At 66.0% G+C, this 21,253-nt stretch carries 18 protein-coding genes; 13 read left to right on the top strand and 5 right to left on the bottom strand.

Going from position 1 to position 21,253, the window contains the following annotated elements; translation table 11 throughout:
* Positions 1–116: 116 nt before the first annotated feature.
* On the bottom strand, positions 117–335 hold the full coding sequence (gene infA / locus ACZK0Z_RS12225) for a translation initiation factor IF-1 (RefSeq protein ID WP_005409596.1): 219 nt from the start codon (positions 333–335) through the stop codon (positions 117–119).
* A gap of 86 nt (positions 336–421) precedes the next feature.
* Positions 422–1,162: a leucyl/phenylalanyl-tRNA--protein transferase gene (aat, locus tag ACZK0Z_RS12220; RefSeq protein WP_197632016.1), complete on the bottom strand. Its 741-nt coding sequence runs from the start codon at positions 1,160–1,162 to the stop codon at positions 422–424.
* A gap of 71 nt (positions 1,163–1,233) precedes the next feature.
* On the opposite strand from aat, the gene ACZK0Z_RS12215 reads away from it, so the two are divergent.
* A complete protein-coding gene (locus tag ACZK0Z_RS12215; protein WP_197632015.1) occupies positions 1,234–2,502 on the top strand; it encodes a hypothetical protein in 1,269 nt (422 codons plus the stop codon).
* Between the two features lie 121 nt (positions 2,503–2,623).
* On the opposite strand, the gene ACZK0Z_RS12210 is transcribed toward ACZK0Z_RS12215, so the two are convergent.
* Entirely contained in the window at positions 2,624–3,748 is a 1,125-nt protein-coding gene (locus ACZK0Z_RS12210; protein ID WP_197632014.1) for a GNAT family N-acetyltransferase, read from the bottom strand.
* A 656-nt stretch (positions 3,749–4,404) separates the two neighbouring features.
* Here ACZK0Z_RS12210 and ACZK0Z_RS12205 point away from each other — a divergent pair.
* Entirely contained in the window at positions 4,405–5,622 is a 1,218-nt protein-coding gene (locus ACZK0Z_RS12205; protein ID WP_414489338.1) for an N-acetylmuramoyl-L-alanine amidase family protein, read from the top strand.
* Here the strand turns inward: ACZK0Z_RS12205 and trxB are convergent.
* Positions 5,546–6,517, bottom strand: a complete 972-nt coding sequence (gene trxB / locus ACZK0Z_RS12200) for a thioredoxin-disulfide reductase (RefSeq protein WP_176020735.1) — start codon at positions 6,515–6,517, stop codon at positions 5,546–5,548. The genes ACZK0Z_RS12205 and trxB overlap by 77 nt on opposite strands.
* Before the next feature lie 232 nt (positions 6,518–6,749).
* Here trxB and ACZK0Z_RS12195 point away from each other — a divergent pair, with 232 nt between their 5' ends.
* From ACZK0Z_RS12195 to ACZK0Z_RS12175, 5 genes are all read left to right on the top strand, one after another.
* Positions 6,750–9,110 (top strand): DNA translocase FtsK, encoded by a 2,361-nt coding sequence (locus ACZK0Z_RS12195; RefSeq protein WP_197632013.1) that lies wholly within the window; start codon positions 6,750–6,752, stop codon positions 9,108–9,110.
* Positions 9,111–9,149: 39 nt separating this feature from the next.
* Positions 9,150–11,093, top strand: a complete 1,944-nt coding sequence (locus tag ACZK0Z_RS12190; RefSeq protein WP_197632012.1) for a DUF3857 domain-containing protein — start codon at positions 9,150–9,152, stop codon at positions 11,091–11,093.
* 111 nt (positions 11,094–11,204) lie between these two features.
* Positions 11,205–11,843 (top strand): outer membrane lipoprotein periplasmic chaperone LolA, encoded by a 639-nt coding sequence (gene lolA, locus ACZK0Z_RS12185; protein ID WP_049432212.1) that lies wholly within the window; start codon positions 11,205–11,207, stop codon positions 11,841–11,843.
* 217 nt (positions 11,844–12,060) lie between these two features.
* Positions 12,061–13,338 (top strand): replication-associated recombination protein A, encoded by a 1,278-nt coding sequence (locus ACZK0Z_RS12180; RefSeq protein ID WP_227199431.1) that lies wholly within the window; start codon positions 12,061–12,063, stop codon positions 13,336–13,338.
* Positions 13,339–13,527: 189 nt separating this feature from the next.
* Positions 13,528–13,917, top strand: a complete 390-nt coding sequence (locus tag ACZK0Z_RS12175; RefSeq protein WP_197632026.1) for a DUF805 domain-containing protein — start codon at positions 13,528–13,530, stop codon at positions 13,915–13,917.
* A gap of 73 nt (positions 13,918–13,990) precedes the next feature.
* Here ACZK0Z_RS12175 and ACZK0Z_RS12170 read toward each other — a convergent pair whose 3' ends face one another.
* Complete coding sequence (locus ACZK0Z_RS12170) at positions 13,991–14,365, bottom strand: hypothetical protein (RefSeq protein WP_197632011.1); 375 nt, start codon at positions 14,363–14,365, stop codon at positions 13,991–13,993.
* 280 nt (positions 14,366–14,645) lie between these two features.
* Between ACZK0Z_RS12170 and ACZK0Z_RS12165 the strand changes: the two genes are divergently transcribed.
* The 6 genes from ACZK0Z_RS12165 (at position 14,646) to ACZK0Z_RS12140 (ending at position 20,881) form a co-directional block, all read left to right on the top strand.
* Positions 14,646–15,674, top strand: coding sequence for an alpha/beta hydrolase (locus tag ACZK0Z_RS12165; RefSeq protein ID WP_197632010.1), 1,029 nt, complete (start codon positions 14,646–14,648; stop codon positions 15,672–15,674).
* 122 nt (positions 15,675–15,796) lie between these two features.
* On the top strand, positions 15,797–17,173 hold the full coding sequence (locus ACZK0Z_RS12160) for a YncE family protein (RefSeq protein WP_197632009.1): 1,377 nt from the start codon (positions 15,797–15,799) through the stop codon (positions 17,171–17,173).
* Positions 17,174–17,224: 51 nt separating this feature from the next.
* Positions 17,225–18,271 carry a heme/hemin ABC transporter substrate-binding protein gene (locus tag ACZK0Z_RS12155; protein ID WP_197632008.1) on the top strand — a complete coding sequence of 349 codons (1,047 nt, stop codon included), beginning with the start codon at positions 17,225–17,227 and terminating at the stop codon, positions 18,269–18,271.
* Positions 18,268–19,311 carry a FecCD family ABC transporter permease gene (locus ACZK0Z_RS12150; protein WP_197619147.1) on the top strand — a complete coding sequence of 348 codons (1,044 nt, stop codon included), beginning with the start codon at positions 18,268–18,270 and terminating at the stop codon, positions 19,309–19,311. The genes ACZK0Z_RS12155 and ACZK0Z_RS12150 overlap by 4 nt, the downstream gene beginning before the upstream one ends.
* Complete coding sequence (locus ACZK0Z_RS12145; RefSeq protein WP_100443516.1) at positions 19,308–20,069, top strand: heme ABC transporter ATP-binding protein; 762 nt, start codon at positions 19,308–19,310, stop codon at positions 20,067–20,069. The genes ACZK0Z_RS12150 and ACZK0Z_RS12145 overlap by 4 nt, the downstream gene beginning before the upstream one ends.
* A 62-nt stretch (positions 20,070–20,131) precedes the next feature.
* Positions 20,132–20,881 carry a hypothetical protein gene (locus ACZK0Z_RS12140; RefSeq protein WP_197632007.1) on the top strand — a complete coding sequence of 250 codons (750 nt, stop codon included), beginning with the start codon at positions 20,132–20,134 and terminating at the stop codon, positions 20,879–20,881.
* Positions 20,882–21,253: the final 372 nt, after the last annotated feature.

Below are 21,253 nucleotides of genomic sequence, written 5' to 3'. Positions count from 1 at the left end.
GACCGACGCCACGGTGAGCTCGGTCACTGTGACCTCCGGCAGGGCCGGATTCCGGGCATGACAAAAGGCCAGCAACCAGGGCTGGCCTTGTCGAAATGGCGCCAGGCGCCGACCGCTTACTTCATGCGGTAGGTGATACGGCCCTTGGTCAGGTCGTACGGGGTCATTTCAACCTTGACCCGGTCACCGGTGAGGATGCGGATGTAGTTCTTGCGCATGCGGCCGGAGATATGGGCGATGATTTCGTGCCCATTTTCCAGGCGAACGCGGAAAGTGGTGTTCGGCAGCGTCTCGCTGACGGTGCCCTCGAACTCGATGGAATCGTCTTTCGACATGTAGTCCTGTGCGGTTCAGAAAACGGCCACGCTGGGCCTAAGGCGCAGTATTTTACGCGTGACGGCGCCAGCTTGCAAAGTTTGTGTTAACCCCCGGCCAAACCCCGTGCTGGCAAGCGCCCGACCGCCTGGGTCCATGGGCCTTCCCGGCCGTCACCGCGCACGGCCCGGCGCACGTGCTGCAGGAATTCCGCGCGCGGAAGGTGCTCGGCACCCATCCGCAGCAGGTGCGGATTCTCCACCTGGGCATCGATCAGTTCCCAGCCCCAACCATGCAGAGTGGAGGCCAGGGCGGCCAGGGCGATCTTGGAGCCGCCGCTGGCGCCACTGAACATGCTCTCGCCAAAGAACATCGACCCGATTGCCACCCCATAGATGCCACCGACCAGGGTCTCCCGGTCCCAGACTTCGAACGAATGGGCGAAGCCCAGGTCGTGCAGCTGGCTGTAGGCCTCGACCATCGCCGGGCTGATCCAGGTGCCATCCTGGCCGGGCCGTGGTGCCGCCGCGCAGGCACGCATCACGCGGCTGAAAGCGGTGTCGGCGGTGACCTCCCACGTACTGCTACGCAGCTGGCGGCGGAACCGGCTGGACAGATGCACGCCCTCGGTGCGGAACACCACGCGCGGGTCCGGTGACCACCACAGGATCGGCTCGCCCTCGCTGAACCACGGGAAGATGCCGCCAGCGTAGGCATTGAGCAGCCGCACAGGGTGCAGGTCACCACCGATGGCGAGCAGGCCATCAGGCTGGCGCAGCGCGGTCTCGGCCGGAGGAAAGGGGGCGTCCGGCGTATCGGCCAGGCGCCAGGGCAGTTGACGGGTCATGCCGGCATTTTATTCGTCGTGGTGATCGGCGATGTCTGGCACCATCAGTCTCCATCGGCAAGGAGCCCCGCATGAGTGAGTCGATCAGTGCCATCCTCGATGTGCACGACACCCCGCGCACCCGCAACGACAGCCAGAAGATGCTGCTGTCGCTGGCTGGCGAGGCGCCGGATAAGCTGGGCGAACTGATCCGGGTTGCGCTGGCGCGGCGCTCACCGGCTTCAGCCTTTCTCGACATGGCGTTGGACCTGCTGCCCGATGAAGCTGTCGAGCCGGTCTGCGCCGAGGCCTGGCGCCGCTATCGCGACGGCGAGCGCGGTGAACTGCTGGCCAGCGTGCTGGAGTTCGCCAGCTACCAGGCGCCGCAGGTGCTGCAGGATGACTGGGAGGCGTTGCTGGCGGTGGCCATTGAAGATGAGCTGCAGCTGGCCTCACAGGTGTGGCAGGGCTTGCCCCCTGCCATTGCCGCACACTGGGCGCAGGTCCTGGCCGAAGCCGACGATGATCGCGAAATGGCGAGGGCCAGGGCGTTGCTGCTGGCTGCCCAGCCAGAGACCTACGCCGTTGCCCGCGGCTACGTGGTCGACTGGGGGCGGCTGGATGCCGAGGTCTGGGCGCACTGGGCCGGCGTCGCCGACGGACCGCAGCCGCGGCGCCTGCATGGGGAGCGGCCGCTGCACATCCGCTTCGGCCGCGAGCAGCATCGCGCGCAGCAGGCGGACGAACCGAGCTGGCGCAAGCGCATCTGGCGCCTGCACCCGACCTGGAATGGGGGACGGGTGCATCATGCTGGGCACATGGGAGGACCGCTGGAGGCGCTGTGTGGCAGCTGCCATGCACCGCTGCAGGGCCTGCTGCGAACCGACGCTGCCGCGCTGCAGCCGGGCGCGGCGGGTGAGATCACGCTGGGCCTGTGCCTGGATTGCTGTGGCTGGGAGGAGCCGCCTGTGCGCTTCTATCGCCATGATGCCACTGGTCTGCCCGCCTGCCACCCGAGCCAGTACCGTGCAGTACCGGCCACGCCCACCGACAGCGGGGACCTGATGCGTGCCGAAGTGGACCTGGCCGTCATGGACAGCGCGCGCTGGCGGCAGCAGGACTGGGGACAGTCCAATCATCGGCAGAACCTGTCGCGCGTGGGCGGCGCACCGAGCTGGGTGCAGAGTGCCTGGTATCCGGCGTGCATCGATTGCGGCGAGGAAATGCACTTCGTGATGCAGCTGGACTCGACGCTGCCGACCACTGGTGGAGGCGCGCTGCTATGGGGCAGTGGCGGCATGCTCTACACGTTCTGGTGTGCGAAGTGCCGGGTGAGCGGGCACTTCTGGCAGTGCACCTGAGTACGGCTTCCTCGCCATCGCTCGCGACTCTACGAATGCGTGCGGCTCTCGCTATTGCTCTGGTGGGTGCCACCCTTGGTTGGCACGCTTTTGGCTGTGCCCAAGTCGAGCAAGCTCGACTCTACGGCTCTACGCGGAACGGCCCATGCCCCTGCAACTCCTGCTGGTAGCGACGCACATCGCGACGCTCCTGCCGGCACCAGTCCTGCAGTGCTTCTGCAAAGTCCGCATCAGCCACCCAGTGCCGGCTGCGTACCAGCGTCGGCAGGAAGCCCCGCGCCAGCTTGTGCTCGCCCTGCGCGCCCGGCTCGAAACGGATCAACCCTTCGCGCAGGCAGTATTCGATGCCCTGGTAGTAGCAGGCTTCGAAGTGCAGGCCGGGCAGGGTGGCGCCGCCCCAATAGCGGCCGTACAGGGTGTCGCCACCGCGCAGGCACAGCGCGCCGGCAATCGGCTCGCCGTCCTGTTCGGCCAGGAACAGCACCAGCCCGCGGCCCAATGAAATGGCCAGATGGCGCAGGAAGGCCTCGGTCAGCGCCGGGGCGTTGCCGTACTCGAGGAACGTCTGCAGATAGAAGCGGTACATCGCCTGCAGGTCGGCGCGGCTGGCCTCGTCGCCATGCACCACGCGGAAGGTGATGCCCTGGCGGGTGACCTTGGCGCGTTCCTGGCGGATGTTCTTGCGGTGCTTGTGGTTCATCGCACCGAGGAACTGGTCGAATGTCGTCCAGTCACCGGGGTTCTGCCATTGGAACTGGATGTCCTCACGCAGCAGCCAGTCATCGCCGAAGGCGGTTTCGTCAGCCGCCGTGTGGAAATTGATGTGTGCTGACGACACATCGAGTGCGGGCAACTGGTCGTGCAGCTCAGCCAGCAAGGCAGGGCGCCGCGATTCATCGCGGGCCAGCAGACGCGGGCCGGTCACCGGCGAGTACGGCACCGCGCCGAGCCACTTCGGGTAGTAGTCGCGCCCGTGGCGCGCATAGGCATTGGCCCAGGCGTGGTCGAACACGAACTCGCCGTGCGAGTTGGTCTTCAGGTAGCCGGGAATGGCGCCGACCAGGGTGTCGCCTTCCCACAGAGTGAAGTGCTGAGGTTGCCAGCCCCAGTCCTCGCGCAAGCAGCCGTGGGTTTCCAGGCCTGACAGGAAGGCGTGGCTGACGAACGGGTTGCAGCCGTCGTGCAGGGCATCCCAGTCGGTGGCGGAAATGGACTGCAGGGAGTCGAGGAAGCGGGCGGAGGGCATGGGGGAAGGATAGGGCAGGTGGGATGCGAACGGTGTTGGTGGGATAAGGTTGGTTCGTTTCGCTGCCTGTATGAGGAAAGTTTGAAATTTCCATATGTGCGCGCCCGATGCCGGTTTGTCAGTGGGTGCGGGCGCACGGTGGTGGCACGCAACCGAAGTGGTGCGCGTAAACATCCATATGGAGAGATCAACAATGAATGGATTTAGATCTACAGTCCTGGTAGTCGCGCTGGGCTTGGTCTGTGTGCCGCCAGTGTCAGCCTCCGGAGTTGAAGCCTCGTCATCAGTCGAAGATCCGGGCATGTATGCCGAACTTGTGGCAATGCTTGAGCGGGAAGTGGCAACCCGGTTGACGCGTCATTTGCAGGACCAAGGGAAACTACGTCAGGTGACTGTCGGCATAGTGATTGAACCCCGAAAGCGCAGGATGGTCATCAACTTTGGTCCGGGGTACCTTCCCGGAAAGAAGGATAGCTATGGTGAGCTCTTCCTGGAGCCGTTGGCTGCCGATCTGCGACGCTATTCAGAGCGGTCCGGGATGGAATCCCTGGATGTGGAATTCCTCTTTCAGGGTAAGTCGATGGACGAGCACTTCCCAGAGGATCACCCCCCCGTCCGCGATGACGGAATCCCGATCAGCGCACAGCAAAGCCTTGGTGTCTTCGAGTCATGGATACATTGCCTTGCATCCGGGCGGGGAATGGGAGTTCCAGCGGCCGTCTCCGCTCGGGCTGCAGGAAGATGTGCTGAGCCCGATATATGGTGACGCGCTTGAGGATCTGTTAGAGCAAAGGAGTGGTCTGGTCGTGTATCGCGCCCGAAGCCGCTCGGTGGAACCTCATCCGGAGGCCATACATCCGTGGGAGCATATGTCGGCGCGCTACCACCTCAAGGCGCTTTTTCCTGACCGCGCTGACATTTGGAATGAGTTTCCAAATAGTCCCGACAGTGATCGAGAGGTGAAGGAGGATATCCGTGCTCGTCCCAACTACGCCAATCATCTCGGCGTCGACGTGATGCTGAGCCTGCACACCAACGGCAGTATTGACCCAGGTGTTCGCGGCGCGGAAGTCTATTACCACCAATCCAAACCGCAGGACAAGGCACTGGGGGACAGCATCCTGTGTGGAATGCGTGAGATCATCCAGAGTCAACCGGGGTACGAAAATTTTCCTGTCCGTGAGATGGCGACCTCGGGTCGGCACGGTGAGAACCGCATCGGAACGATGCCATCGATCATCGTCGAGACCGCATATCACTCCAATCCCGACGATGTGGCTGCCTTGCAGGATCCTGTTTTCCGCGCGGCGTCGATGAAAGGTGTGGAGAAGGGCTATCGCCTGTGGGCGGAGGGCAAAGCCTGTGCGCCGCTAACCGGGCATCCCGTCGCGGATATCGACGTGCCAGCCGGAAGCTCGCGCGAGGTAGATGTGACGTTCGACGGCCATCCGCAGTTTCCAATTCGCCTGGTCACGAAGAACACGGTATGTCCACCAGGCTGGACCTGTACCGGCACGACAGTAATCGTCGATACTCCCGATCAGCCCAGCCGGGTAAAGCTGAGCTGCGGTCGCAACAGCATAGGGACGCTTGGTTGGGAAACGCATGTGCTTGATACCGACGGAGTACAGTCCAAGCCGATGCCTTATACAGTTCGCTGCGTACCCGGAAGTGGGCGGCGAGCGCAATGGCCTGCCGGAGAACGTCGCCATGGCGTCTTCATGACAGCAAAAGGCCGACGCGAAAGCGTCGGCCTTTACCTGAGCCGAGCCTGGCTCGACGCTACAGAAGCCAGCCTCAGCTGGCCTTGCCCTGTGCATCCAGGTAGCGCTCGGCGTCCAGTGCGGCCATGCAGCCGAAGCCGGCCGAGGTAATCGCCTGGCGGTAGTGCTGGTCGGCCACGTCGCCGGCGGCGAACACGCCTTCCACCGAGGTCTGAGTGGCGTTGCCGCCCAGGCCCGAACGGATTTCCAGGTAACCGTTGTTCATGGTCAGCTGGCCGTCGAACAGCTGGGTGTTCGGGTGGTGGCCGATGGCCACGAAGAATCCATGCGCGTCGATGTCGCGGGTGCTGCCGTCCAGGGTCGACTTCACGCGCACGCCGGTCACGCCGGCCTCGTTGCCCAGCACTTCCTCCACCTGGTGGTGCCAGACGGTTTCGATCTTGCCGGCTGCGACCTTGGCGAACAGCTTGTCCTGCATGATCTTTTCCGCCTTCAGGGTGTCGCGGCGGTGGACCAGGTAGACCTTGCGGGCGATGTTGGACAGGTACAGCGCTTCTTCCACGGCGGTGTTGCCTCCGCCGACCACGACCACGTCCTGGTCACGGTAGAAGAAGCCGTCGCAGGTGGCGCAGGCAGACACGCCGCGGCCCTTGAACTCGTCTTCGGTCGGGATGCCCAGGTACTTGGCGGTCGCGCCGGTGGAGATGATCAGGGCGTCACAGGTGTACTCGTGGCTGTCGCCGATCAGCTTGAACGGGCGCTGCGACAGGTCCGCAGTATGGATGTGGTCGAAGATGACCTCGGTCTCGAAGCGCTCGGCGTGGGCCTGCATGCGCGCCATCAGGTCCGGGCCCATCAGGCCGTGGGCGTCACCCGGCCAGTTGTCCACTTCGGTGGTGGTCATCAGCTGGCCACCCTGCTGCAGGCCGGTGATGACGACCGGCTTCAGGTTGGCGCGGGCAGCGTAGACGGCAGCGGTCCAACCGGCCGGGCCGGAACCGAGGATGACAAGACGCTGGTGGCGGGAGGGCAGGCTGGTGCTCATGTAGACTCGCGAAAAGGTAGATGGGACAAGGCGCGGCGATGTTTGCACAGCATCCTTGGCTGGTCATAGAGTGGCGGCTGGGGCAGGGCGATTCAAGCCGATGAACAGAACGCCGTCATCCACGGGCGGCTTTGGGCCCTGTCCCTGCCTGTGCGGCAACGGATAACTGAAAACTGACGCCGTCTCGTTTATTATCAAACACTAACAGCGCATTCCAAAGGTATGGTCTAAGGTGGCGAAGCAGGTCCCCGAACGCTCCAAGTCCGACGACAAAAAGGCATCGCGTCGCTCGGCGGCAGCGGCCCCGACCGACAATCCACGCCGTCAGCGCCTGTGGCGCGACCTGGGTCTGATCGCCATCGCACCGGCGCTGCTGTATCTGGCAGCCAGCCTTTTCACCTACTCAGCCACCGATCCGGGCTGGTCGCACACCGGCAGCGTGGTCGCGCCGGTCCACAACATGGGCGGCCGCGCGGGCGCGTGGATCGCCGACGTACTGCTGCAGCTGTTCGGCTACATCGCCTTCCTGCTGCCGGTGGTGCTGGGCGCGCTGGCCTGGATCGCGATGTTCGGCCTGAAGCGCGAAAGCAAGGGCGAGAACGATCTGGACCCCGCGTTGCGGTTGGTCGGCCTGGTCGGCTTCCTGATCGCCGGCACCGGCTTCCTGCACGTACGACTGTTCAGTGGCGACGTCTCCAGTGCCGGCGGCATCCTCGGCAAGCTGGTCGGCAATTCGCTCACGGTAGGCTTCGGCGCGCTGGGCGCGAACCTGTTCGTGCTGGTGCTGCTGCTGGCTTCGATCACGCTGGCCACCGGGCTGTCCTGGTTCACGGTGATGGAGAAGATCGGCCGCGGGGTGATGTCGCTGGCGCCGCTGCTGGCGCGCAAGAAGGAAGAAGTCACCGAGTGGCAGCAGACGCGGGTGATGCGCGAGGAGCGCCAGGAAGTGCGCAAGGCCGACGCCGAGGTGCGCGCCAAGCGTGAGCCGGTGAAGATCGAGCCGCGCCCGGAGCCGGTGATCGAGAAGAGTGACCGGGCCAAGCGCGATACGCAGATTCCGATGTTCCGTGGCGTCAACGGCGATGGTTCGGACCTGCCGCCGCTGGCCCTGCTGGACGACCCCAAGCCGCAGCCGGTGGGCTACGACAAGGAAACCCTGGACGCGCTGTCGCGACAGATCGAGTTCAAGCTGAAGGACTTCCGCATCGACGCCCAGGTGGTCGGCGCCAACCCCGGTCCGGTCATCACCCGCTTCGAGATCGAGCCCGCGCCGGGCATCAAGGTCAGCCAGATCAGTTCGCTGGACAAGGACATCGCGCGTGGCCTGTCGGTGAAGTCGGTGCGCGTGGTCGACGTGATTCCGGGCAAGTCGGTGATCGGCCTGGAAATCCCCAACGTCACCCGCGAGATGATCTACCTCTCCGAACTGCTGCGGTCGAAGGAGTATGACAAGTCGGCCAGCGTGCTGACCCTGGCGCTGGGCAAGGACATCGCTGGCCGCTCTACCGTGGCCGACCTGGCGCGCATGCCGCACCTGCTGGTGGCCGGCACCACCGGTTCGGGCAAGTCGGTGGCGGTCAACGCGATGGTGCTGAGCCTGCTGTTCAAGGCCTCGCCGAAAGACCTGCGGATGCTGATGATCGACCCGAAGATGCTCGAACTGAGCGTCTACCAGGGCATTCCGCACCTGCTGGCGCCGGTGGTCACCGACATGAAGGAGGCTGCCAACGGCCTGCGCTGGTGCGTGGCCGAGATGGAGCGCCGCTACAAGCTGATGAGCGCTGTAGGCGTGCGCAACCTGGCCGGCTTCAACAAGAAGGTGAAGGAAGCCCAGGATGCCGGCCAGCCGTTGATGGACCCGCTGTTCAAGCCGAACCCCGAGCTGGGCGAGGCGCCGCGCCCGCTGGAAACGCTGCCGTTCATCGTCATCTTCATCGACGAATTCGCCGACATGATGATGATCGTCGGCAAGAAGGTGGAAGAGCTGATCGCGCGACTGGCACAGAAGGCGCGTGCGGCCGGCATCCACCTGATCCTGGCCACGCAGCGCCCGTCGGTGGACGTGATCACCGGCCTGATCAAGGCCAACATCCCGACCCGCATCGCCTTCCAGGTCAGCTCCAAGATCGACTCGCGCACCATCCTCGACCAGTCCGGCGCGGAAACCCTGCTCGGCCACGGCGACATGCTGTACCTGCCGCCGGGCACCGCGCTGCCCGAGCGCGTGCATGGTGCGTTCGTGTCCGACGATGAAGTGCATCGCGTGGTCGAGCACCTCAAGGCGATGGGTCCGGCCGACTATGTCGACGGCGTGCTGGACGAAGTGCAGACAATGGGCGACGGCGTGGTCGTCGGCGCCACCGGGCTGCCGGAGAACAGTTCGTCCGGCGACGAGTCCGACCCGTTGTATGACGAAGCACTGCGGGTGGTGACCGAGACCCGCCGTGCCTCGATTTCCGGCGTGCAGCGCCGGCTGAAGATCGGCTACAACCGTGCAGCGCGACTGATCGAGGCCATGGAAGCGGCCGGGGTGGTCAGCCCGCCCGAGCACAACGGCGACCGCACGGTGCTGGCACCGCCGCCGCCGAAGTAAGAACCGACGTATCCCCCACGACGTCCAAGGAACCGACGCATGCTTCACCCCGTACCAAGCGCGCTGGCGCTGGCGCTGGCAGCCTTGATGGCTGCCGGCCCGGCACTGGCAGACACCGCCACCTCCGCGCCCGCCACGGCGCCGCCTTCCACCCGCGGCGATACCGAAGCCAGCAACAATTTCAGCATTGTCCGTTACCGCGCCGACTACCAGGTGCGGCCCGATGCGGGCAATGTGCAGACCGAAATCTACGAAGTGCTGCTCAAGACCAAGGCCTCCGTCGAGCAGTTCAGCCAGGTGCGGCTGAGCTACAGCGAGAAGATGGAAACGCTGGAAGTGCTCGGCGCCTACACCATCACCGCCGACGGCCAGCGCCGCGACGTGCCGGCCGATCGCATCTACACCCAGGAGAGCTACTCCAGCGCTTCGGCGGCGATGTACGCCGACCGCAAGGTGCGGGTGATCGTGTTCCCGAACCTGGCCCCGGGCACGCGCCTGTACTACCAGGTGCGCCGCACGCAGGCCACGCCGTACTTCCCGGGCTACTTCGGCCTGTGGGAGACGTTCAATGTGTTTACCGAGTACGAGGACGCCGAGGTCACCCTGAGTGCGCCGGCCAACCTGCCCATGTTCGTCGACAGCCGTGGCGTGCAGGGCAGCGATCGCCCGACGGTAAAGAACGGCCAGGCGCAGTGGCGCTGGCGCTACCAGCGTCGCGAAGCCATGCCGGCACAGAACTGGTCGGCGGCGGGCTGGGAGTTCGGCCCGAACATCATGGCCAGTACCTATCGTGACTGGTCGCAGATGGGTCGCGCCTACCAGCTCAAGGCGGGCCCGGCGGCCGAGGTGACCCCGGCGCTGCAGGCGCTGGCTGATGAGATCACCGCTGGTATCAGCGACCGCCGCGAGCAGGCGGACGCGCTGTACCGCTGGGTTGCGCAGAACATCCGCTATGTGGCGGTGTACCTGGGCAATGGCGGCCTGGAGCCGAACAGTGCGCTGAGCATCCTCGACAACCACTACGGTGACTGCAAGGATCACGTCACGATCCTGGAGGCGCTGCTGGCGGCCAAGGGCATCGCCAGTTCGCCGGTGCTGATCGGTGCCGGTGGTGGACCGACGCTGCCGAAGATCCCGGTGCTGGGCCGCTTCAACCACGCCATCACCTACATTCCCGAGTTCGATCTGTACCTGGATTCGACCACCGCGTGGGCGCGTTTCGGCCAGCTGCCGGAAGGTGACCTCGGTGCGCCGGTGATGCGCACGCGCGATGCCACGCTGGCGCGCACCCCGGCCAATACGCCGGAACGCAATGCCACCTCGATGGACGTGCGTTTCACCTTCGACGCCAACGGCAACCTGCGCGGCGAGACCATTCCGAAGCTTGGCGAGAACGCCGAGATCGGCATGCGCGCCCAGTTCTCCCAGCTCAACGCACAGAACCGTGCGCGCGCTGAAGAGCAGATCATGGCCGCGTCCGGTTTCGACGGGCGAGGACAGCTGCAGATCCAGGGCGTGCCGGTCGACCTGACCCGGCCGTTCGGCTATCGCATGGCGTTCCAGGCCGAGGACTACGCCGACTTCAGCGTGGCCGGTGGCATGGCGGTGCCGGATCCGCCAGGTGGGGAGTCGGTGCGCGGCCTGTACGCCACCGCCTCGGCGCCCGCCAACGAGACGCCGTTCTACTGCAATGCCAGCCTGCGCGAGGAAACCTACCGCCTGCAGTTCCCGGCCAATGCACCGATCATCGCCATTCCGGCCAGCCAGCGCTTCGCCAACGCGGCCGGCGAGTATCGGGTGGACTGGAGCCGCGAAGGCCAGGAGGTCACCGTGCATCATCGCCTGCAGCAGAACGCGGTGCGCGGGCCGGAGGCGTTGTGCCAGCCGCAGGACTATCCGGCGTTCCGCGCGCTGTATCGCGAAGTGCGGCGCGGCTTCCGTGGCCAGGTGCTGTACGGCAAGCTGCCCGGCTCGGGCGGCTGAATCGCCGATGGACGTTAGGGGCGGCATAATGTCGCCCTGATCGCCCATTCATCTTTACCCGGGCACACTGGCAACCACCTTTCCTGGCGCCCGCGCCCACAGGATTTCCGCATGAACTTCCGCTTCCGCCGTTTCCTTGCCACCACCACCCTGGCCGTGGCCTGCGCCGCCGCCGGCAGCGCCTGGGCCGGCGCCCGCGATGACCTGAAGACCTTCACCAGTGGCCTGAAGGGCCTGGATGGGCAGTTCAACCAGCAGGTGTTCGACAGCCGCGGCAAGGTGAAGGAATCGACCAGTGGCCGTGTGGCGCTGTCGGCGCCGCGCCTGTTCCGTTGGGAGTACGTGCGCCCGCACGAGCAGCTGATCGTGGCCGACGGCAAGAAGGTCTGGATGTACGAGCCGGACCTGGAGCAGGCCACCGTGCGCGAGCAGGGCAAGGAAGAGCAGAACAGCCCGCTGACCGCGCTGATCAACCCGGCGCTGCTGGAACAGCAGTACGACGTCAGCGAAGAGGCCGCACAGCGTGATGGCCTGCAGTGGCTGTCGCTGTCGCCGAAGCGCGAAACCGAGGCCAGCTTCCAGTACGCCGCGCTGGGCTTCAACGCCCAGGGCCTGGCGAAGATGGAGATCACCGACGCCGTGGGCCAGCGTACCGTGATCAGCTTCAGTGGCTGGAAGCGCAACCCGGGCTTCGCCGCCGGCACCTTCAGTTTCACCCCGCCGAAGGGCACCGACGTCATCGGCAATTGATGGGTGACGCCGGGCTTGGCCCGGCGCTACCTGCTCTGGGGGTGCCAACCGGCACCGCCTTGGTGGGTGTCGACCAGCACCGCCCTGGTGGGTGCCAACCTTGGTTGGCACGCTCTCACGGTACAATGGGCAGGTGGCAAGACATCGTTCAACTTCCTTCCCCGGCCCCGATCTGCTGAGCGTCGATCGGGATCACCTGCGCCCGCTGGCCGAGCGCATGCGCCCGCGAACCCTCGACGAGATGGTCGGGCAGAAGCGCCTGCTGGCGCCGGACAGCGCGCTGCGTCGCGCGGTCGAATCCGGCCGCGTGCATTCGATGATCCTGTGGGGGCCGCCCGGCTGCGGCAAGACCACGCTGGCGCTGCTGCTGGCCGAGTACTCCGACGCTGAATTCCGTGCCATCTCCGCCGTGCTGTCCGGTCTGCCGGAAGTGCGCCAGGTGCTGGCCGAGGCCGCGCAGCGCTTCGCCGAAGGCCGCCGCACCGTGCTGTTCGTAGACGAGGTGCACCGCTTCAACAAGGCGCAGCAGGATGCGTTCCTGCCGCATATCGAGCGCGGTACCATCCTGTTCGTTGGCGCCACCACTGAAAATCCATCATTCGAACTGAACTCGGCGCTGCTGTCGCGTTGCCGCGTGCATGTGCTGGAGGCGGTCTCGCCAACCGATATCGTCGAGGCGCTGGAGCGTGCACTGGGTGACCGCGAGCGGGGACTGGGCGAAGAGGGCATCGAGGTCGCGCCCGAGCTGCTGCTGGAAATCGCCACCGCTGCCGACGGTGATGTGCGCCGGGCCCTGACGTTGCTGGAAATCGCCGCCGAGCTGGCAGGCGGGGAGGGCGGGCGCATCACGCCGCAGACCCTGACCCAGGTGTTGGCCGATCGTACCCGTCGCTTCGACAAGGGCGGTGAGCAGTTCTACGACCAGATCTCGGCGCTGCACAAATCGGTACGCAGCTCCAACCCCGATGCAGCGCTGTACTGGCTGACCCGCATGCTCGATGGCGGTTGCGATCCGTCGTATCTGGCGCGCCGGCTGACCCGCATGGCCATCGAGGATATCGGCCTGGCTGATCCGCGTGCGCAGAGCATGGCGCTGGAGGCCTGGGACATCTACGAGCGGCTGGGCAGCCCGGAGGGCGAGCTGGCGTTCGCGCAGCTGGTGCTCTATCTGGCCAGCACCGCCAAGTCGAACGCTGGCTACGCGGCCTTCAACCAGGCCAAGGCCGACGTGCGCGAGAGTGGTACCGAAGAGGTGCCGCTGCACCTGCGCAACGCGCCGACCAAACTGATGAAAGAGCTCGGCTACGGCGCTGAGTACCAGTACGACCATGATGCCGAAGGGGGCATCGCGCTGGACCAGACCGGTTTCCCGGACGCGATGGGCGAGCGCGTGTACTACAACCCGGTGCCGCGTGGCCTGGAAATCAAGCTGAAGGAAAAGCTGGACCGGCTGCGCGCCGAGCGCGAGGCGGCAAGGGCCGCGAAGGGCCGCTGACCCAGCTTCTGTAGAGTCGAGCCATGCTCGACTTCGCTCCTGCGCCGGTTACGGGTGCCTTCTGGAAAAGCAGCCGAGCATGGCTCGGCTCTACAGAGGGCAATGGCAGTCGAGCATGGTTCGTCGCCACATTGTTCTGTGCGCGTGCATTTGGCACACTGCGCGGCCACTTTTTCAAGGATTGATGCCGTGCAGGAAATGATTCTGCCGTTGAAGCGCTATGCCCAGTTCGAGGGCCGCGCCAACCGCCGCGAATATTGGATGTACCAGCTGTTCCTGTTCCTGGTGGCGACGGCGGTGATGCTGCTGGCCGGCGTGCTGGCGATCCTGCTGCGCAACAGTCCCGATGCGCTGGCCGGCATCCTGATCGGCATGGTGGTACTGCTGTGTGTGACGTGGCTGGCGACGATCGTTCCTCTGATCGCAGTGACCGTACGGCGCCTGCATGACTGCAATCAGTCGGGCTGGCTGTTCCTGCTGGCGCTGGTGCCGGGCGGTGGAATCGTGATCATGATCTTCTCGCTGCTGCCGGGCACGCCGCAGGAGAATGTCTATGGTTCGGTGCCTTCGGGGCCGTGACGCTGTGCGAGTCGAGCATGGCTCGACTCTACAGAGGCAAGGAAGAGAAGCCGGCATCTTGCCGGCTTCGTTTTTACTTGACGGTGCAATCGCCGAAGGACAGGTAGTCCGTGCCGGAGCTGAACTGCAGCGTGCAGCTGGCGGTGAACGTTGCGCCTTCTTCCAGGGCGCCCAGCTTGGCCGCCTGCTGCTCGTCGTCGGTGGTCAGCCGGGCCAGGACATTGCCCTGGTCATCGCCGGCCTCGATCAGCGGTTCGCCCGCCAGGTTGCTGGAAACGCCCAGCGCCACGGCGGTGAACGTCACCGTCTGGTTGAGTTGTTCCATGCTCAACGTCGAATTGCCGGCCTCTTCAAAGGCCTGGTAGAGCGACGGCAGATCCTGCGCGGCGTGGGCGGCCAACGGTGCAAGCAGGCCGAAGGTAAGGGCGATCAGTGCGGTGTGCTTCAAGGGGGTCTCACAATCATGGGATCCAATCCCATGGCGGTTGTGTGCAGATGAGCGCGACCCGGATGGCGGGAAGTGCCCGCCATCCATGGCTGCGCTGGAAGCGGGGCGATCCAATGCCCCGGTGGCCGGCAAAATAGGGGAAGTGCCGCCTCCTGTGCAACTGGCCGTGCGCGCGCGTGATACATAGCGTGACGTTTGATCGATGTGATAATCATTCGCGTTTAAGGTAGACTGCGGTCCCTTGTGAACCGGCGGCCGTGGGCCGCTCCTGCCGCCGCTGATGAAGCATTTCGTCCCGCTTTCGTGCCGTGGTCCGCTGGCCCGCGGCTTGGCCGCCTTGATGATGGGTCTGCTCCTGGCCACCCCCTACGCCCATGCGCAGCAGCGCAATCCGCTGCAGAAGATCGGCCACACCGTGCTCGACGAGCCGGCGGCCAGCTATCGCTTCGAGCAGTTCGTGGTGGACAGCCCCGACCAGCAACGCCGCTGGCGGGTGAATGTGGCGATCCCGGCCAAGGCCGGCAAGGCGCCGCTGCCGGTGCTGTACGCGCTGGATGGCAATGCCGTGGCGATGGTGCTGGACCAGCCGATCCTGGCCGAGCTGGCCGCGCGCAAGGCGCCGCCGGTGCTGGTGCTCATCGGCTACGACAACGATCTGCGCATCGATTCGAAGGCGCGCACCCGTGACTACACCGCGTGGATCGACCGCGCCGACGACGAGAGCGGCAGCACGCAGGCAGTTGGCGGCGGTGCAGCGGCCTTCCTCGATGTGATCGAGCGCCGCATCAAGCCGGAAGTCGAGCGCCGCGCACGCATCGATGCGCAGCAGCAAGCGCTGTGGGGCCACTCGCTGGGGGGACTGTTCGTGCTCAATGCGCTGTACACCCGTCCTGCCGCGTTCCAGTCCTATCTGGCCGCCAGCCCGTCGCTGTGGTGGAGCCAGGGCGCTGCGCTGGGCGATCCAGAGCAGCAGTTCGTGCAGAACGTGCATGGCCAGCCGGCGAAGCTGTGGCTGATGCTCGGCGGTGCCGAGCGCGTTGGTGATCGCGGCAAGCGCGACATGAACAACCCGCGCGTGGTCGCGCACCTGCGCCGCATTGGCGGTGCCACGCCGGATGCAGCCATGCAGTTGTCCGAGCGGCTGGCCAGGGTGCCGGGACTGAGCGTGCAGTACCGCGAGTTCGAGGGTCTGGGCCACGGCCCGATGCTGCCGGCCTCGTTCCACGCGGCGCTGCACGAGCTGTACGGCGTGACCGATCGCAGTGCCGGTGACGGCGCCGCCACGGGCGGTGACAACGCCGCCGAATGAATCCCTTCGCACGCAATGCCGTGCGTCCCCACTACCCAGGCGAGGCTGCCGGCGTGCAGCGGCCCAGGCAACCGATGAATCCCGCGCCATGTGGCGCGGCCTACGTGTGCAAGGAGCCTTCCATGTCGTTCCGTCCGTCTTTCCGTCTCACCTCTCTCGCCGCCGGCCTGTTGCTGGCGGTGACTGCCACCGCGCAACCGGTGTTCGATCAGCCGGCCAACGCCACCTTCAAGGGTGAGGTCGTCTCACGCGGTGAGAACGTGGTTCCCGGAAGCACCGCCGACGTGGTCGGTCGTGGCTTCGTGCCCGGCCAGAAGGTCAGCCTGCTGCGTGGCGACAGCGTGCTCAACGCACAGCCGGTGGTGGTCGATGCCGATGGCAACTTCAAGACCCAGCTGAGCATTCCGGCCGATGCGGTACCTGGTACCCACCCGGTGGTGGTGCGCGCCAGCCAGCCGGCCGCGGCCACGGTGCTGAAGCTGCGTGTGTCGCCGCAGCTGCCGCTGTCGGGCCAGGCGCAGTTCGTCACCCAGTCCAACAAGCTGGTGCCGGGCCTGTACCAGTCCGCCTACAGCGCGGCCAGCAATGCCGTGTTCGTCACCTCGGCCGTGGGCCGCCCGCCGGTGACCCAGTCGCAGCTGCTGAAGCTGGACCCGAAGACCCTGAAGGTGACCAAGGCGATCACCCCGGCGCAGGTGCCAGGCAGCACCAACGGTGCGGTGTACGCGGTCTATGGCGTGGGCGTGGATGACACCAACGGCAATGTCTGGGTCACCAATACCCGCCAGAACTCGATCGCGGTCTATCGCCAGAAGGACCTGTCGCTGGTCCACCAGTTCCCGGTCGACACCGTGCCGCACGCGCGCGACGTGGTGGTCGACGGCGCCCGCGGCAAGGTGTTCGCCTCGGCCACGGGTGAGGACCACCTGTCGGTGTTCGACGCCAAGACCTTCAAGGAGCTGCCGCAGGTGACGCTGGAATCCGGCGTCGATGACGGCAAGTTCACCCCGATGAGCCTGGTGCTGGACGAGAGAAGCGGCAAGCTGTTCACCGTCAGCATCGGTACGCCGGAAGCAGCGGTGATTGATGTGGCCAGCGGGAAGGTCGACAAGGTCATCGACCTGGGTAATTCGATCAGCGCCTCGGGCGTGGCCTTCGATGCGGCGCGCAACCGCCTGTACGTGGCTTCGCAGGGCACCGACAACCTGCTGATCGTCGATGTGGCCGCCGGCAAGGTGCTGCACGATGTCCCGGTCGGCGCCGGTGCGCTGAACGTCGCCTTCGATGATGCCTCCGGCCTGGCCTATGTCAGCAACCGCGGCGCCGGTACCGTCACCGTGGTGAACGGCGACGGCAAGGTGGTCGCCAACCTCGACGGCGGCACGCTGCCGAACCATGTCCGTGCCGATGGCAAGGGCAATGTGTTCGCGGTGAACAAGTCGCGCGGCGCCGAAGATCCGAAGGGTGATCGCATCACCCGCATCACCCCCAAGCAGTAAGTCACCCGGCGGGGCGGCGTGCACGTCGCCCCGCCAGCAAGGAGAACCTCCATGAACATCGCGTCCCGTCTGCGCCTGTGTGCGCTTCCGCTGGCTGTTTCGTTGGCGCTGGCTGCCTGTGGCGGACCCTCGGCTCCTTCGGATGCCGCGAAGCCTGTCGAGCCGTCGGCCACAGCGTCGGCTGCGGAAACCGCGTTGCCGGCAGGCTGGCAGCGCGTGGTCGGTGCCAAGATGCCGGCGGTGCTCGACCAGAAGGCCGTGCTGCCGGCCAAGGTGCATTCCGATGATGGCGCCGACGTCCAAGTGGCCGACACCAGCCGGATCATTGCCGGTGGCGACGATGTCATCGCGGTGATCGAGGCGCTGGGGCTGGGCAGGCAGGTGTTCGCTGCGCCCACCAACACCACCACCCAGGCTGGCCTCGCCGCGCCGCACCAGTTCCTGTTCAACCGCACCACGGGCGTGGAAGGCGTGCTGAGCCTGAAGGGCTCGCTGTTCCTTGGCAACAGCCTGCGCCGCCACACCGAGCTGGCGAAAAAGCTGCGCGAGGTGGGCGAGCCGGCGGTGGTCATCGATGACCTGCAGCCGGCGCCGGACAAGGTGCGCAAGGTCGCCGCGGCACTAGGGCTGGCCGAAGCGGGGCAAACACTGGCCACGCAGGTGCAGCGGCAGCTGGACGAGGCTGCAGCGATTGGCAAGGGCCTGGGCCATGCGCCGCGAGTGATCCACATCTCGGCCACCGGCGCCGGTGGCTCTCCGACCGTCGCCGGTGCCGACAGTGCGTCGGCGCAGCTGATCGCACTGGCCGGTGGCGTCAACATCGGCACCGAAGCCGGGGTGAAGAACTACTCGCAGCTGAGCAACGAGGGCGTAGTCGCTGCGGCACCGGAGGTGATCCTGGTGACCGAGCATGACCTGCAGCTGTTCGGCGGCGCCGAGGGCCTGTGGAAGGCGTACCCGATGTTGAAGCAGACGCCGGCCGGGCAGGCCAACCGGGTCTGGGTGATGCCGGATGTGCAGCTGAAGTACACCAGTGTCGGTTCCGGTGCTGGCGCACTGGCGCTGGCCAAGGCCCTGGCGGCGTTGCCGAAGGCATGAGTCCGGCGGATCGGCGCCGCCGTCGCGGGCGGACGATGTTGATGGTGGCGTTGCTGGCACTGCTGGGGGCAGTGCTGGCGTCGTTTGCCGTGGGGCCGCTGCGCTTGCCGCCGCTGGAGGTGATGCAGGCGCTGGCGGTGAAGCTGGGCCTGCTGGATCCGCAGGCAGTCAGCAGCCGCGATCTGGCCGTGGTCTGGCAACTGCGCATTCCGCGTGCCCTGCTGGGTGCGATGGTGGGCGCGTCGCTGGCGATGGCCGGTGCCAGCCTGCAGGGCCTGTTCGGTAACCCGCTGGCGGATCCGGGCATCGTCGGTGTCAGCCAGGGTGCTGCATTGGGTGCGGTGGCCGCCATCGTGCTGGGCGCGGCGGGCGCTGCGGGTTGGCTGGTGCCGGTGGCCGCGTTCGCCGGCGGTGCGCTGGCGATCGGCCTGACGTATGCGTTGGCCCGGCCCGGCAAGGGCATGGGTAACGCCACGCTGCTGCTGGTCGGCATCGCGATGGCCGCGTTCTGCTCGGCGCTGATTGGTTTCCTCACTTACATCGCCAGCGAAAGCGAACTGCAGTCGCTGGTGTTCTGGCAGATGGGCTCGCTGGCGCGTGCCAACTGGGCCGACGTGGCGGCGGTGGTGCCGTTGTTCGCCATTGGCGTGTGCGCATTGCAGCGGCTGGCCACGCCGCTGGACATGCTGGCGCTGGGCGAGCGCCAGGCACAGCACCTCGGGCTGGATGTGGCCCGCACGCGTCGTCGCCTGGTGGCGTTCAGTGCGCTGCTGGTGGGCGCGGCGGTGGCCTTTGCCGGTTCGATCAGCTTCGTTGGCCTGGTGGTGCCGCACGTGGCGCGCCTCCTGGTCGGCCCCGGCCATCGCTGGCTGCTGCCACTGTCCGGCCTGCTCGGCGCGCTGCTGATCGTGGTGGCCGATACTGCAGCCCGCACGCTTGATCCGCCGGCGGAGATTCCGCTGGGCCTGTTCTCGGCTGCGCTCGGCGCGCCGTTCTTCCTCTGGCTGGTGCTGCAGCAGCGCCGCAAGGCGACGCCATGAGCGTGTTGCTGAAGCTGCACGACGTGGTGGTGCGTCGCCAGCAGCGCGTGATCCTGCATGGCATTTCGCTGGCGTTCGAGCCGGGTACGGTGACGGCGCTGGTTGGCCCGAATGGCGCAGGCAAATCCACGTTGCTGGCGGTTGCGGCCGGCGATCTGCGCGCCGATGCGGGCGAGGTGAGCCTTCTGGGCAAGCCGCTGGCCAGCTACAAGGCCGGGCCACTGGCACGTGAGCGCGCGGTGATGCCACAGGAGCACGGCGTGCGGTTTGCCTTCAGTGTCGAAGAGGTGGTGGCGATGGGGCGCCTACCGCACCCGCCGGACGCGGTGGCCGATGATGCCCAGGTGGAAGCGGCGATCGATGCCGCTGAACTGCAGGCATTGCGGCTGCGCGAAGTGCAGCAGCTGTCCGGTGGCGAATCCGCGCGGACCACGTTCGCGCGCGTGCTGGCGCAGGACACCCCGTTGCTGCTGCTGGATGAGCCGACCGCCGCATTGGACCTGCGCCATCAGGAGCGTACGCTGCGCAGTGTGCGTGCCTGTGCCGAGGCAGGTGCCTGCGTGATCGTGGTGCTGCATGACCTGAATCTGGCGGCCGGCTATGCCGATCGCATCGTGCTGCTGGAGCAGGGCAGGGTGGCGGCCGATGGCACGCCCTTGCAGGTGCTGACCGAAGACAACCTGCAGCGCGTCTACCAGCAGGATGTAGTGGTGCTGGAGCATCCTCGGCGCGGGGTGCCGCTGGTGGTGGTTGCCTGAGCGAAGGTCGCCAAGTTGCTCCGGTATCATGGTTGCTTCGTTTTCTTCAATGGACTGATGCCATGATCCGTACCGTTACGCGCGGCGTGCTGCTTGCTGCGATGGTTGCTTCGGTGTGCGCTGCCAATGCAGCGTCGACCTCCCAGGTTTCGCTGGCCAATGCGGCCGAGAACGCCTCGCGGATCGAGACCCGGCATGCCACTGGCGAGGGCGCTGCCGTCACCTCGATCAGGACGCAGTACTTCGCCAACGAGGAAATGTCGGTGAGCTGGGACGACCAGCAGGTGCTGGTGCTGTGCAAGGAGGCGGCGTACCTGAAGATTCCTGCTGCCAAACTGGAGGGCGGTGCGCTGACCACCGAGCAGCGGCAGATGATCGTCTATCAGGCGCTGATGTCCGGTCTGGGGGCTGTCGCGGGCATTGTCGGGCCGGCAGGCGAAGTGGTGGCCGTGGCGGATGACGGTAGCGAGACCCGCAGCGTTGGCGAAAACAGCTGGGCGTATGGTGTTGAGCGATACGAGGTGATCACCCAGCGGCTGCCGGACGGCGCACTTCGGGTCCGGACCCACAAGACGGAAACCGTGAATACCACGCCACCAGCGGGTCCGGATGACATGTTCAGCACCGAGGACGACCAGGCGGCACGCCTGTCCGAGCTGGCGCCGGTGGGCAGCTGGACCGAAGTGGTGGTCCGCGGTGGCGCACGCCAGCCGCATGTGGATCCGGCGATGTCGCTGAAGGGCTGGATCTCGATGGGCGATGACCAGGCTGCGACGGTGGCCGAGGCGCGCAAGCTGCACGGCTGCAAGTGAGGGCCACCAGGGGTCAGATCCCTTTGCCCGGGGCAAAGGGATCTGACCCCGATCTTTGCTGGCCTCATCGTTCCATTTATGTTTGCAATATTCACTTGCGCGCCAGATTGGCAGGTCTAGAATGCGCCCCATGAACCGGATGCCGCTCCTGAAGTTTTTCACCCTGACCCGCGCAAGCGCGGAACGGGCGTGTCTGCCTGGAGCCCCACGGGGCCGTTGAAACGGCCATCGATGGACCTTCGACAGAGCGCCCTCCGGGGCGCTCTTTTCGTTTCTGCTTTCCCGGAAGTCGACCAACAGTCGACTCTACCCAGTACCCAAGGAGAACGTGCCATGCACCAGATCGCCGAGACCGAACGCTAGCCGCGCACC

It is taken from the genome of Stenotrophomonas sp. 116085_Sma (assembly GCF_056479585.1).
Note: the sequence above shows the minus strand (reverse complement) of the source record. Positions and strands in the feature narration are given on the sequence as shown.